General features: G+C 55.3%; 11 protein-coding genes. 10 read left to right on the forward strand and 1 reads right to left on the reverse strand.

From position 1 onward, the window contains the following. The 6 genes from B5E84_RS03075 (at nt 1) to B5E84_RS03100 (ending at nt 8,730) form a co-directional block, all read left to right on the forward strand. Nucleotides 1–1,038: an ABC transporter permease subunit gene (locus tag B5E84_RS03075; protein ID WP_087219058.1), complete on the forward strand. Its 1,038-nt coding sequence runs from the start codon at nt 1–3 to the stop codon at nt 1,036–1,038. Between the two features lie 432 nt (nt 1,039–1,470). Then, complete coding sequence (locus tag B5E84_RS03080) at nt 1,471–2,805, forward strand: esterase/lipase family protein (protein WP_330374166.1); 1,335 nt, start codon at nt 1,471–1,473, stop codon at nt 2,803–2,805. 348 nt (nt 2,806–3,153) lie between these two features. Further along, on the forward strand, nt 3,154–4,008 hold the full coding sequence (locus tag B5E84_RS03085) for a DegV family protein (protein WP_087219060.1): 855 nt from the start codon (nt 3,154–3,156) through the stop codon (nt 4,006–4,008). A 2-nt stretch (nt 4,009–4,010) separates the two neighbouring features. Continuing rightward, nucleotides 4,011–4,544 carry a hypothetical protein gene (locus B5E84_RS03090; protein ID WP_087219063.1) on the forward strand — a complete coding sequence of 178 codons (534 nt, stop codon included), beginning with the start codon at nt 4,011–4,013 and terminating at the stop codon, nt 4,542–4,544. Further along, nucleotides 4,541–6,178, forward strand: a complete 1,638-nt coding sequence (locus tag B5E84_RS03095; RefSeq protein WP_087219066.1) for a GH3 domain-containing protein — start codon at nt 4,541–4,543, stop codon at nt 6,176–6,178. The genes B5E84_RS03090 and B5E84_RS03095 overlap by 4 nt, the downstream gene beginning before the upstream one ends. Continuing rightward, on the forward strand, nt 6,175–8,730 hold the full coding sequence (locus tag B5E84_RS03100; protein ID WP_087219069.1) for an HD domain-containing phosphohydrolase: 2,556 nt from the start codon (nt 6,175–6,177) through the stop codon (nt 8,728–8,730). Before B5E84_RS03095 ends, B5E84_RS03100 begins: the two co-directional genes overlap by 4 nt. 110 nt (nt 8,731–8,840) lie before the next feature. On the opposite strand, the gene B5E84_RS03105 is transcribed toward B5E84_RS03100, so the two are convergent. Continuing rightward, nucleotides 8,841–9,767, reverse strand: a complete 927-nt coding sequence (locus tag B5E84_RS03105; RefSeq protein ID WP_087219072.1) for a LysR family transcriptional regulator — start codon at nt 9,765–9,767, stop codon at nt 8,841–8,843. Nucleotides 9,768–9,886: 119 nt separating this feature from the next. Between B5E84_RS03105 and B5E84_RS03110 the strand changes: the two genes are divergently transcribed. The 4 genes from B5E84_RS03110 to B5E84_RS03125 are packed head-to-tail and all read left to right on the forward strand — an operon-like array spanning nt 9,887 to nt 13,189. Continuing rightward, complete coding sequence (locus tag B5E84_RS03110; RefSeq protein ID WP_087219075.1) at nt 9,887–11,362, forward strand: UbiD family decarboxylase; 1,476 nt, start codon at nt 9,887–9,889, stop codon at nt 11,360–11,362. After that, entirely contained in the window at nt 11,359–11,928 is a 570-nt protein-coding gene (locus B5E84_RS03115; RefSeq protein WP_087219078.1) for a UbiX family flavin prenyltransferase, read from the forward strand. The genes B5E84_RS03110 and B5E84_RS03115 overlap by 4 nt, the downstream gene beginning before the upstream one ends. Then, nucleotides 11,913–12,296, forward strand: coding sequence for a prenylated flavin chaperone LpdD (gene lpdD / locus B5E84_RS03120; RefSeq protein ID WP_087219081.1), 384 nt, complete (start codon nt 11,913–11,915; stop codon nt 12,294–12,296). The genes B5E84_RS03115 and lpdD overlap by 16 nt, the downstream gene beginning before the upstream one ends. 17 nt (nt 12,297–12,313) lie before the next feature. Then, nucleotides 12,314–13,189 carry a LysR family transcriptional regulator gene (locus tag B5E84_RS03125; RefSeq protein ID WP_087219083.1) on the forward strand — a complete coding sequence of 292 codons (876 nt, stop codon included), beginning with the start codon at nt 12,314–12,316 and terminating at the stop codon, nt 13,187–13,189. Nucleotides 13,190–13,482: the final 293 nt, after the last annotated feature.

Below are 13,482 nucleotides of genomic sequence, written 5' to 3' on the forward strand. Positions count from 1 at the left end.
ATGGCAAAAAAGAATACAGCGGCAGGAAATGCGGCGGCTGGCCGTAAGAAACTGACGGAATCGAATCTCCTGCTTTTGATCACAGTGGTCATTTTCGTCGTCATGTACGCGGGAGCTATGGTCTTTCTGCAGAAAGGCTTTTTAAAGCCCCAGACCTTTTTCAATATCTTAAACGCCAACGCGGCCCTCATCATCACGGCCTGCGGCATGAGCCTGGTGATGATCACCGGCGGAATCGACATTTCCGTGGGCGGTGTGGTGGCTCTGGTCAGTATGTGCTGCGCCGTTTACCTGGACTACATGGGCGGAAACGTGTTCGTTTCCCTTCTGATCGCTCTGGGCATCGGCCTGGCCTTCGGCGTGGTACAGGGGTATCTGGTGGCCTACCTGGACATCCAGCCCTTCATCGTGTCCCTGGCGGGAATGTTCTTTGCCAGAGGCATGACCACCATCGTCCACACCGCTCCCTTCAACGTGGAGAATGAGACGTTCGTGGCCTTAAAAAATACGAGAATCTACGTCCCCGGAATGGGAACGGTGAACAAGCTGGGCAAATACGTGCCCGCCTATGTGGAGATCGGCGTGATCATCGCCCTGTTAGTGGTGGTGGTTCTGTTCTGTGCCCTGAAGTGGACGAAGGCCGGGCGGAATTTCTACGCCGTGGGCGGAAACCGCCAGAGTGCCCTGATGTTAGGCATCAACGTGAAACGGACCAGGTTCCTGGCCCAGCTCCTCTGCGGAGTGCTGGCAGGCATCGGCGGCTACGTATATTTCCTCCACGTGGGCTCCGGCTCCGCCTCCCATGCCAGCGGCATGGAGATGAACGCCATCGCCTCCTCCATCATCGGAGGAACGCTGCTCACCGGCGGTGTGGGAAATATCTTTGGCACCTTTGTAGGCGTGCTTTCTTTGAGTACCATCCAGAACATCGTGTCCTCCATCGGCCTGGATCAGGCGTGGTGGACGGGCATCACCGTGGCGGCCATGCTCTGTATCTTCCTGATTATCCAGAGCGTGATCCTGCGGAGAAGACAGTGACGGCAGAAATGGCAGGGAATTGGTAGGAAATTAATAAGAAATTAATGAGAAATTTGGCCGGCGGCCGGAGGAACGTGAGATCCGTTCTTCCGGCCGCCGGTTGTTTTCCTGTGACAGCGTTTCGTCATGGGGGGCTGCTCCTTTCTGTCTGCCGGCATAGAAAAGGGACAGTCGATTTTCTCGGCTGCCCCTTGTAGGTGGTTTATTTAACTTTATTGTGTGTTGCTCGATAAACTGGAAGTTGCTTAATCAATATTATTTTCATAATCTGATGTATCAATAATAATTTGTCGCGCTGTTTCTTTAGGAAAAGCATAGCACGAATCTGTAGACAAATCTACATCATTCCATCCCTCTCTTGCATTTCAAAAACGGATCGAATATACTGAAACAAGATAAAACGCCGCCCGGCGGGAGAAAGGGGGAGATGGAGTGAAAATAGGAAGGATTGTAAACCGCCTCCTCTGTTTTCTGATCTGCCTGGGAACGGCCAATCTGCCGGTGCTGGTGAGCGCCGGACTGCCGGGGGCGGCAGCGGCGGCGCTGGCAGCCGGCTTTCTGTGGTGCAATTTATTTCCCCTGGCGGCAAACCGCAGGCTCCCGGCCAGGCGGCTGCGGATCTGCGCCGACGGCTGTGAGCTGCTGGGCCTGTTTCTGGTGTCTGTGACGGTGTCGGCGGTGGGGACGCTGGCTCTGACGGGAATCCTGTTTCCGGAGCGGAAGGGGCTGTGGGCGCTCAACCTGGCGGTGACGGTGGCGGCAGAAACGGCCCTGTTCTGGAACGGGATTCTGCGGGTGTACATCACCTCCCTTCAGCTGGGAGTGAAATGGCGGGTGATCGGCATTCTCTGCGGGTGGGTTCCCGTGGCCAATCTGGTGGCTTTGTGTCATATCATCTCCGTGGCGTCCCGGGAGACGGCCTTTGAGAGTTTCCGGATCCGGCGGAACCGGGAGCGGAAGGAGGAGGCGGTCTGCCGGACCAAGTATCCGATTTTGATGGTGCACGGCGTATTTTTCCGGGATTTCCAGTATTTTAACTACTGGGGACGGATTCCGAAGGAGCTGGAGGAAAACGGGGCCACCATCTACTACGGAAATCACCAGTCCGCCGCCTCAGTGGAGACAAGCGGGGAGGAGCTGGCCAGCCGCATCTGGGAGATCGTGGAGGAGACGGGCTGCGGCCGGGTGAACGTGATCACCCATTCCAAGGGCGGCCTGGACACCCGCTATGCCGTCAGCCATTTGGGGATGGAGCCCTATGTGGCTTCCTTGACCACCATTAATACGCCCCATCGCGGCTGTGAGTTTGCCGACTACCTGCTGGATACGATCCCGGCACCGGCCAAGGAAAAGGTGGCGGAGAGCTACAACCGGGCCCTGAAAAAGCTGGGGGACGAGGAGCCGGATTTTCTGGCGGCGGTGGGGGATCTGACGGCCTCCGCCTGCGAGGCCTTTAACCGGGAAACCCCGGACCGGCCGGGGGTGTACTACCAGAGCGTGGGCTCGAAATTAAACCGGGCCTCCGGCGGCCGTTTCCCCTTAAATTTCTCCCACCGGCTGGTGGAGGTGTTTGACGGGCCAAACGACGGACTGGTGGCGGAGACCTCCTTCCCCTGGGGAGAGACCTTTCAGATGCTGACCGTGGAGGGAAAGCGGGGCATCTCCCACGGGGACATGATCGACTTAAACCGGGAGGACATACCCGGTTTCGACGTGCGGGAGTTTTATGTGGAGCTGGTGAAGGGGCTGAAAAGCAGGGGATTTTAGGAGCGAAGACAGATATGGAGCAGGCGGCCGGGCGAGCCGCCTGTTATGGTTAAAACAGCTTTCAGAGAGTGAAGATTTTTTTCACGAAATGCCGTACGGGAAATCCTGGAAGGGAGGGAATGGGGGCGCGAAAGCTGTTTTTTGTGGTTTTTTGGGGAATAGTGACTTTTCCAGGGGAACATCCGGGCAAAAAGAGTGGAATATTATCGAAAAATGGCTAAAAAGAGCGAAAATTGGGGAGAGATATTGAAAACATTTTTCTTTTTGTATATAATGGGGAAGCGTTATTGATTCGGAAATAAAAGCAAAAGCAAACACAGAAATGGGAATGGTAATGGGGACGAGCGTATGGAAGATGTATTGTTGACAACAGAGAGCGGTTCCGACCCTTCTGAGGAAATTATTCAGGAGACGGGGCTGCGGGTGATTCCCATGGGGATTGTGATGGGAAACGAGATCCGGGAGGATCGGAGCTTTCCGGTGACGGAGGTGTTTGAGGAGTATCGGAGGACGAAGAAGGTTCCCACCACCTCGGCGGTGAATCCGCAGGAGTATATCCAGTTTTTTTCAGAGCTTAGAAGGGAACGGCCGGAGGCGGCCATTTTCCATATTTCCTATACCTCCAAGGCGTCCTCCACCTACCGGAACGCCAAGATGGCCCTGCGGGAGCTGGGGGATGACAGGATTTATCTGATTGACTCGGAGAACGTGTCCGGGGGGATCAGCCTGCTGCTTTTACAGGCGGCCAGAATCCTTAAGGAGGCCGGAAACGCCGGGGAGGCGGTGGCCGGGATCCGGAAGGCGGCGTCCAGGATCCAGGCGGTATTTCTGCCGGATACCCTGGAGTATCTGCGGGCCGGAGGACGTGTGTCCAACGCCGCTTATCTGGGGGCGTCCCTGCTCAGCGTCAAACCGCTGATCCGCATTGAGGACGGGGCGTTAAAGGCATCCAAAAAGTACCGGGGGCGGATGGAGAAGGTGGCCTTTGAGGTATTGGACGACTATTTCAGGGAGTGCCGGCCGCAGAAGGAGGAGATGATCCTGTTTTATGTGGAGGGCTTTTCCCTGGAGCTTTTGGAACGGCTGAAACAGGAGACGCTCAGACGGGGCGTGAGGCGGGTGCTCACCTTTCCCATCGGCTGCGTCATTTCCTGCCATGGAGGTCCGGGGGCCTTTGGGATCGCCGGGATCAGGGAGGAATGAGGATGACGGGATGGATTCTGGGGCTGGCTGCCTTTGGGCTGTTTTTTCTGTATGACTGGAACCGGGTATTCTGGCGGCGGGCCTGGATGAAACCATGTTTCACGGCCGGCTGCCTTCTGCTCGTGGCGCTGGGGGCCGGCTTTTTGCGGGACGCGCTGGCGCGGGGGCTGTCTGTTCGGCTTTTGTGGCTGGCGCCTGGGGCCGTCAGCCTGTGGGCCTTGATTTACGCCCTGTTCTTTGCCCTTCCCTTTGACGATACGTACCGCCAGGACGCGGGAAACCGGAAGGTGTGCCGGGCGGGGATTTACGGAAAAAGCCGCCATCCGGGGATTTTAGCCTTCTTTTTCTGCTTTCTGTTTTTGGGCCTGGCGGCGGGAGAGAGGCAGCTGGCCCAGGGGATGTTTTATTCGGCCCTGAACCTGCTATACGCATGGTATCAGGATCGGGTGATTTTTGTGAGAGAGTTTTCTGATTACGACCGGTACAGGGAGGAGGTTCCGTTCCTGTTGCCTCTTGGAAGAAAGGCGGGACTATGACATTTGAGGAAAAGCTGAAAAATAAGGAGTACGAGCTGATCTGGCAGGAATACTGCGGCTTTCTGGACCTGACCATCGAGGAGTATATGACCATCCAGAACCGCCTGCTGAAGGAGCAGATCGACCTGTGGTGCGTCTCCCCTCTGGGGCAGAAGATCACGGGAGGGAGGCGGCCGGCGACCATTGAGGAGTTTCGGAACATGGTGCCTCTCACCACTTACGACGACTACGCCGATGTGCTGCTGATGAAGAAGGAGGAAATGCTGCCGGAAAAGCCCATTATCTGGATTCAGACCACCTGGGAGGGGGGCAAACATCCTATTAAGACGGCCCCCTACACCAAGGGGATGCTGAAGACCTACAAGACCAACGTGCTGGCCTGCATGATCCTCTCCACCAGCAGCAAAAAAGGGGAGTTTGACATTGAGCCGGGGGATACCTTTCTCTATGCCCTGGCGCCTCTGCCCTACACTACGGGGTTAATCCCCCTGGGATTGAAGGATGAGATCAGCGTGGAGTTTCTGCCGCCGGTGTCGGAGGCGGTGAACATGACGTTTTCCGAGCGGAACAAGCGGGGCTTTAAGATGGGAATGAAGAAGGGGATCGACTTCTTCTTCGGCCTGGGAAGCGTGGCCTACTACGTGAGCCTGAGCGTGGCCGCCATGTCTGAAGGAGGAAAGAGCGGCTCCAAGCTGAAGAAAATGATGTCCATGTCCCCGGACATGGTTCTTCGCTATCTGAAGGCGAAAAAGCAGTGCCGGAGGGAGAACCGGGACTTAAAGCCGAAGGATCTGTTTACCTTAAAAGGGTTCGTGTGCGCGGGGACGGACAACCGCTGCTACAAGGATGATCTGGAGGATCTGTGGGGCGTGCGGCCCATCGAGGTGTTTTCCGGCACGGAGCCCAGCTGCATCGGCATTGAGACCTGGAGCAGGAACGGCCTGTATTTCTTCCCGGACACCTGCTTTTACGAGTTTATCCCGGAGGAGGAAATGCGCCGGAACATGGAGGATCCCACCTACCGGCCGAGAACCCTTTTAATGGACGAGGTACAGCCGGGGGAGGTGTACGAGATCGTTCTCACCGTGTTAAAGGGAGGGGCCTTTGCCAGATACCGGGTGGGGGATATGTACCGCTGCCTGGGGCTGACCAGCCGGGAGGACGAGACCAGGATCCCCAGGTTTGAGTACATCGACCGGGTTCCGGACATCATTGACATTGCCGGTTTCACCAGGATCTCGAAAAACTCCATTGAAAACGTGATCCAGCTCTCCGGCCTGGGAATCCAGGACTGGACGGCTTTGAAGGAATTTACCCCGGACAAGGGGCGCCCCTACCTTCATCTCTATGTGGAGCTGACGCCGGAGGCGGCCGTCCATTCGGCGGTGAGCCGGGAGATCTTAAAGGAACATCTGACAATCTATTTTAAATATGTGGATCAGGATTACCACGACCTGAAACGGATTCTGGGAATGGACCCGTTAAAGGTGACGGTGTTAAAATGCGGCACCTTTGCCCGCTACAGGGAGTATCGGGGAAAGCAGCTGCGGCGCATCAATCCCGACATTCATGACGTGAAGGAGATGGTGCGGATGCAGGAGGAGCTTTATATGCAAAGGAGACATCAAAGATGAGCGGGTATGTATACATTTCGCTGGCAGCTCTGTACTGCTATCTGTTTTTTATGGCCGTATTCCTTCCCGCGAAGAAAAACAGGCTGATTTTCAACTTTATGGCGGTGTTGCTGACCATGATCCTGTGGACCGGCGGCTCCCTGCTCATGCGGCTGCAGGTACTTCCGTCCTACCGGTTCTGGTATCACGTATCTCTGGCGGGGATCTGGCTGCTGCCTTACTCCTACTTCTGCTTTATCCGGGAGTTTTGCCGCATTCCCGCGAAGGGGAGCCACAGGCTCTGGGGGATTCTGCTCCTGGCGGGCACGGTGATCAATTTTGCCACAGAGTGGTTTCTGGCGGCGCCGGAGCTGGTGGAATCGAACGGAAGGATGTATTTTGTATACCATATGGGTCCCCAGGTCTGCATTATGTACGGGCTGTGTGTGGGGGCTGTGGTCCATATGTTCCGGTTAGTGCGAAAGACGAGAAAGCGGGACCCGGAGCGGGCGGGAAAGTTAAACGCCCTTCTCCTGGGAATTGTGATCCTGATCCTGGGAAATGTGGGAATCAGCGTGATCAACAATTTCCCCCTGGACATCTTAGCCGGCATATTCAACGCGGTGATCATGTTTTACAGCCTGTACAGCCTGCGGCTGTTTACCCTTACCGGTATCGGCTCCAGAGGGAGCTGCTATGTCCTGGCCATCGGCATCAGCGTGATGGCGTTTTACAACCTGGCCCAGACCATGAACGAGGTGATTCAGGAGAAGATCCCGTCCATGGGCTCAGTCAGCGTGATGGTGGTGGTCGTGGTCACCACCGTGGCCACCTGGCTCATTTACCTGGTGATGAAAATGCTCTTTGACCGCATTTTTATCGGCGAGGAGGCCAGCCGGACGGAGAAACTCAGCGAGTACACCATGGCGGTGTCCTCCAGCCTGCGGATGAACGAGATTTTTCAGGCCATGGTTTCCGTGCTGGAGCGCGTGCTGAATGTGAAGAAGATTTACATCTGTGTGGAGGACGAGGACGGGCGCTATCCCATGGTGTACAGCAGCAGCCCCCTGGACGACCGCAGCTTTTCCATGACCGGGGACCATCCCCTTGTGAGGATCATGGAGCGGGAGGGAGAATGCCTGCTGCTGCGGGATTTTAAGCGCACGGTGGAGTACAAATCCCTGTGGGAGGACGAGAAGGAGCAGATCGACGCCATGAAGGTGGAGTGCTTTCTGCCTCTGAAGGACAACGGAGAGCTGGTGGGCGTGGTATTTTTGGGCCCCAGAGAGGGAAAACGGGGCCGCCGGGAGCGGTTTGACAACGATGACATCAGTTTCCTCCGTTCCATCCAGTCGGTGAGCTCCATTGCGGTGAAAAACTCCAGGATGTATGAGCGGACGTACCGGGAGGCCTGCACGGACCGGCTCACCGGGCTGCTAAACCGGGAGCATTTTCTAAAAACCATGGATGAGTTTTATGAAAAGTATAAAAATTCGTCCCTGGCCCTGATCATTTTCAGCGTGGATGATTTTAAGCTCTACAACCAGCTTTACGGAGAGGCGGAAGGGGATGAGGCCCTGCGCCACATTGCCCAGATCATCCGGGGAACGGTGGGGGAGAGCGGCCGCTCCTGCCGCTACAGCGGAAAAGAGTTTGCCGTGCTGCTGCCGGGCTACGACATTTTCTCCGCCAGGGGCCTGGCGGAAAATATCAGCGCCCAGATCAATGACATCAACCGGCAGCGGGGAGAGGACGATACGTATTTCAAGGCTCTGACGGTGAGCTGCGGCATCTGCGCCATCCCCTACGCGGCCACCACGGCGCGGGAGCTTTTGTCCAACGCGGATCTGGCGGTGTACCATGTGAAACGGACGGGAAAGAACGGGATCATGGTGTATTCCGACCAGTTTATCAGTGAAAAGACAGGCGGGGCCGCCAGGGATCAGCACCGGAGCAAGTACGAGGAGTACGCCCCCACCATTTACGCCCTGACGGCGGCCATCGACGCCAAGGACCACTATACCTTCCAGCACTCCAAGAGCGTGGCCCACTACGCGGAGGCCCTGGCCAGGGAGGCGGGAGGCAGCGAGGAGTTCCAGGAGATCGTAAAGGAGGCGGGACTTCTTCACGACATTGGAAAAATCGGCATTCCGGAAAACATTTTAAATAAAAAGGGAAAGCTGACGGACGAGGAGTATGAGGTGATGAAAAAGCACGTGGCCTCCTCCGTGGAGATTATCCGTCATCTGCCCCTGATGGACTACGTGATTCCGGCGGTTATCGGTCACCACGAGCGCTACGACGGGCGGGGCTATCCCAGACGGGTGGCGGGAAAGGACATCCCTCTGGCGGCCCGGATCCTCTGCATCGTGGATTCTTTCGACGCCATGGTGTCCAAGCGCTGCTACAAGCAGAGTATGCCGGTGGACGAGGCGGTAAAAGAGCTGGAGCGGGGCGCCGGCACCCAGTTCGACCCGGAGCTGGTGCCTATCTTCTGCGAGATGATCCGGAGCGGGCGGCTGAAACCGATTTTGGAGTATCATGTGGATGGGGCGGAGGAGAATGCTCTGTAAGGAGGCGGACTCCGCCCAAAGGAATATGGCTGCTGGCGTAGCCGCGCTCCGGCGCGAGTGTGCGCCAAGCGCACACTTTTTATGAGTCTTAGGAACATGGAACCAAGCGGTTACTGCGGCTGTATTTTTTTGCCGGTATGGGTTTCCTTATATGGCGTTTTATAGGTCTGCGCGGTTATGGTGCGGACAAAGGCGGCTGCGGCAGTGGGCAGCCGCTTCTTTTTTATGCGGGCGATTCCGATGGACAGGCTGGGGGCGTCTGTCAGAGGGAGAGCGGTCAGACGCGAGGAACGAAAGAGACGAAAGCTTTCTTCCGCCAGGAGACCGATACCTTCTCCGGCCTCCGCCGCTCCGATCAGGGTCTCCGCTCTCAGGGTCTGAAAGACGGTGGGTCGGATTCCCTGTTCGGTGAAAAGTTCTATGCAGAACCGATAAAGAGAGGTGTGGGAAGGCATGAGGAGCAAGGGCTCTCCGGCCAGTTCCCGTACAGAGACAGCCGTTTGCCCGGCGAGCCGGTGAGCGGTGGGAAACACAGCCACAATGCGGTCTTCCGCCAGAGGAGAAAATGTGATTTGGCGAAGATCCAGCATATTTTTTCGCGCGATGATGAGGTCAAAAACACCTTGTTCCAGTCCGTTTAATAGCTCCTGTTCCTCCACTTCGGTCAAAGAGAGGTGGATTTCCGGATGAAGACAGGAAAAGGAGTGGATTCGGGGGGACAGCTGATATTGGGACAGAATGGGAAGGGTTCCTACCCGCAAGGTCTGGGAAAGGGTCTCTCGAAACTGTTCCAGGGTGGCAAGGGACTTGCGATATTCTGACATTAAATGCAGAGCCTCCTTATAAAAAACCTCTCCTGCGGGAGTGAGCACCGCGGAGCGCCGGCTGCGGTCCCAGAGCGTTAGATCCAGTTCCCGCTCCAGTTTCATAATCTGCTTGGATAAGGTGGATTGGGTGATATGCAGCGTTTCTGCCGCGTGGAAAAAGCTGCTGCACTCTACGGCTGCGATAAAGCAGTCCAGCTGTTCAAAAGTCATTGCGTCACCGTCTCTTTCTGAATGTTTATTCATTCCAATATGGAAACAATTATACTACAGATGGAATTGATTGGCCATAGGGAAAGGAATACAATGGAAGGAGAAAAGGAGGACAAACGATGAAAAATGAGGTGAGAGATCTGCGGAGTGCCCTGAAACTCCTGGAGAGTATGGATGGACAGCTGGTGGAAACCGATGTGGAGGTAGATCCTATGGCGGAGCTGGCCGGGGTATATCGGTACGTGGGAGCAGGAGGTACTGTAAAAAGACCCACAAAAGAGGGGCCGGCGATGATATTCCGGAATGTGAAGGGACATCCGGATGCGAGCGTGGTCATCGGCGTCCTGGCCAGCCGGATGCGGGTGGCGGCTCTGCTGGGCTGCCGTCCGGAGGAACTGGGCAGACTGCTGTATAAAAGTGTGGAGACTCCGGTACCGCCGGTGAAGTGCAAAAAAGCTCCTTTATGCCAGCAGGTGATTCATCGGGCAGAGGAGCCGGATTTTGATTTATACCGTCTTCTTCCCGCTCCTACCAACACACCGGATGACGCCGGACCTTATATTACGCTGGGGATGTGTTATGCCACCCATCCGGACACGGGAGCTCACGATGTGACGATTCACCGTCTCTGCATTCAGGGAAAGGATGAATTGTCCATCTTCTTTACTCCCGGGGCGAGACATATCGGAGCTATGGCGGAGCGGGCAGAGGAACTGGGGCGGCGTCTGCCGGTATCCATTAGCATTGGGGTGGATCCGGCCATTGAAATCGGCTCCTGCTTTGAGCCTCCGACCACTCCTTTGGGATATGATGAGCTGGCGGTGGCCGGCGCCCTGCGGGGAGAACCGGTAGAACTGTGCCCCTGTCTGACCGTGGATGAAATGGCGATTGCAAACGCGGAGTATGTGATCGAGGGAGAAGTGGTGCCGGGAGTAAGGGTGAAAGAGGATCAAAACAGCGGAACCGGATACGCGATGCCGGAGTTTCCCGGCTATACCGGCCCCGCCAGCGATCAGTGCTGGCTGATCAAGGTAAAGGCGGTGACACACAGAAGGAACCCTATTATGCAGACCTGCATTGGGCCCAGTGAGGAACACGTTTCCATGGCGGGAATCCCTACGGAAGCCAGTATTTACGCCATGGTGGAGAAAGCCATGCCGGGGCGGCTTAAGAATGTGTACTGCGGCTCGGCCGGAGGAGGAAAGTATATGGCGGTGCTGCAGTTTCAAAAGCTGTCCTCCAGTGACGAAGGCAGACAGCGGCAGGCGGCGCTGCTGGCGTTTTCGGCTTTCAGTGAGCTTAAGCATATTTTTCTGGTGGATGAGGACGTGGACTGTTTCGACATGAACGATGTGCTGTGGGCAATGAATACCAGATTTCAGGGAGACGCGGACATTATCACGATCCCGGGAGTGCGCTGTCATCCGCTGGATCCCTCCAACGATCCTTCCTGTTCCCCGAGCATCCGGGATCACGGGATTGCCTGCAAGACCATTTTCGACTGTACGGTGCCCTATGACCAGAAGAACCGGTTTGTGAGGGCCAGATTTTTGGAGGTGGATCCCGGGAAATGGTTAAAGCAGGCGGAAAAATGAAAAAGAGGATTATTGTAGGAGCTACGGGGGCCAGCGGGATGCCGGTGCTGGTCAAATGTCTGGAGCTTATAAGGGAGCAGCGGGAAATGGAGTCTTATCTGATCATGAGTGAGAGCGCGAAACTCACTCTGGTACAGGAGACGGAAATGACGCCAGAGCAGGTGGGAAACCTTGCGGACGTGGTACTGGAGGAGCGAGACATCGGCGCCCGGCCAGCCAGCGGCTCCTTTCAGACGGAAGGAATGCTGATTGTGCCGTGCAGCATGAAGACAGTGGCAGGGATTCACAGCGGGTATGGGGAGAATCTGATCCTTCGGGCGGCAGATGTGACGGTGAAGGAGCACCGCACTCTGGTGCTGGCAGCCCGGGAAACGCCGCTGAGCGGGATCCACCTGCGCAATCTTCAGGAGCTTTCCATGCTGCCCGGTGTGAGAATCATTCCTCCCATGATGACATTCTACCACCGGCCTCAGACCATCGACGAGATGGTGTATCATGTGGCGGCCCGGCTGGTGGAACCATTCGGAATTGAGGCAAAGGAGTATCGAAGATGGAATGGATGGTAACGGTGCGGGAGAAGGCAGCGGGCACTGCCCTGGAAGTGAGCGCGGCCTTGGTGGGGAAGGATGTATTGCTGTGCGTACAGGGGGGAGCTTCCCACCTTGGCTGTGTGGTTCAGTCGCTGCCCCGTCCATCGCTTTCCGGGGACGGAACCATCAGCGCGACCTCGTCAGTGCTCAACTGCCTGGGGCATAAGGATGAGACCATCTGCCGCAGGATCGCGGAGCAGGTGTGCGCTGCATTGGGACGCGCCGTGATCTGTGTGGGAGGATTCCATGTAGATGGAATCACGGAGAATGAAATCCGGGAAGTGATAGCCGTTTCAGACCAGGTGGGGATACGGCTGGCGCGGGAATTGGCAGGACGAGTGTGAGAAGAAGGGGGATGTAAATGGAACTGCTGCAGATCCAATATTTTGAGAAAATTGCCAAATATCAGAATATGTCCAAGGCGGCGGAAGAACTGCACGTATCCCAGCCGGCTCTGAGCAGCTGCCTTCTCCGCCTGGAGGCGGAGCTGGGGGCAAAGCTCTTTGACCGCAATGGGAAAAAACTGGTGCTCAACAGCTATGGAAGGTATTTTTTGAGATTATCTCAGCAGATTTTAAATCTGGTCAATGAGAGCCGGGTGCCCATTGACGGAAACAAGCTGCGGGAGAGGATTAATGTGGGATTTATGGTGTATAATGAAAAACTGTTTTCTTATATCTGTGATTTTCAGCGGGAAAATCCAGATATTGCCTTCAATGTCCACGGCAGCACCATGAATAGTGCCTTCGCGTATTCGGCGTACGATTTTATCGTGGGATTATCTACAGAGAGTGTGGTGGGAGCGCCGAATGAATTAACGCTGGAGCCGATTATGGATTACGTGATTGTGCCGAGAGAGCATCCCTTGGCGTCACGGGATAAAATATCTCTGGAGGAGCTGAAGGATGAGGAATTTTGCTTTCTGAAGGATGAGGAGGGCGGTTATGAGGCGGAGTACAAGGCCTGTGTGCTCAGCGGGTTTATTCCCAAATGTCTGTTTGTGACGGACAACGCCTTTATGAAACTGCGTTTTATCTCTCAGGGGACGTCCTTTGGATTCATTCCTCATTCCTGGAAACGGGTTTATGAAGCGTGTGACAAGATCGTACTGATTCCTGAAAAAAATGCGCTGAAAGAGGCCAGAACAAAACTGTACTGGTCAGATATGGCCATGTACTCGGAGGCTAACCGAAGGTTTTTAAAATATGTAAGGGAGAGGCTGGAAACCGAAGACTGAAAGCCAGAGGATGCAAGGGACTATCTGTTTGATACCGGTAGTTCCTTTTTATTATGTCTATGACATAATAGCCTCCGGCACGCAGAAAAATTCATATTTGAAGATGCTTTCTTATAAGATCTGTTTTATAAGCAAATCGAAAATGGGTATTGGACTAAATAAGCATAAGAGAGTACAATTTAGTAAAAATAAATAATAAATGAAGGAAATTTGCAGGGTTTTGCGCAAATATTCCCAAAACAACGCGTCAATGATTCATAAAAAGAAAGGGGAAGGAATTATGGGAGATCGGA

Origin of the sequence: Lachnoclostridium sp. An14 (assembly GCF_002160755.1) — a bacterium.
Taxonomy (GTDB): domain Bacteria; phylum Bacillota; class Clostridia; order Lachnospirales; family Lachnospiraceae; genus Lachnoclostridium_A.

Coding starts and splice junctions, on each gene's coding strand:
- B5E84_RS03075 (WP_087219058.1), top strand. CDS start 1: ATGGCAAAAAAGAATACAGCGGCAGGAAATGCGGCGGCTGGCCGTAAG.
- B5E84_RS03090 (WP_087219063.1), top strand. CDS start 4,011: ATGACGGGATGGATTCTGGGGCTGGCTGCCTTTGGGCTGTTTTTTCTG.
- B5E84_RS03110 (WP_087219075.1), top strand. CDS start 9,887: ATGAAAAATGAGGTGAGAGATCTGCGGAGTGCCCTGAAACTCCTGGAG.
- lpdD (WP_087219081.1), top strand. CDS start 11,913: ATGGAATGGATGGTAACGGTGCGGGAGAAGGCAGCGGGCACTGCCCTG.
- B5E84_RS03095 (WP_087219066.1), top strand. CDS start 4,541: ATGACATTTGAGGAAAAGCTGAAAAATAAGGAGTACGAGCTGATCTGG.
- B5E84_RS03125 (WP_087219083.1), top strand. CDS start 12,314: ATGGAACTGCTGCAGATCCAATATTTTGAGAAAATTGCCAAATATCAG.
- B5E84_RS03115 (WP_087219078.1), top strand. CDS start 11,359: ATGAAAAAGAGGATTATTGTAGGAGCTACGGGGGCCAGCGGGATGCCG.
- B5E84_RS03085 (WP_087219060.1), top strand. CDS start 3,154: ATGGAAGATGTATTGTTGACAACAGAGAGCGGTTCCGACCCTTCTGAG.
- B5E84_RS03105 (WP_087219072.1), bottom strand. CDS start 9,767: ATGACTTTTGAACAGCTGGACTGCTTTATCGCAGCCGTAGAGTGCAGC.
- B5E84_RS03100 (WP_087219069.1), top strand. CDS start 6,175: ATGAGCGGGTATGTATACATTTCGCTGGCAGCTCTGTACTGCTATCTG.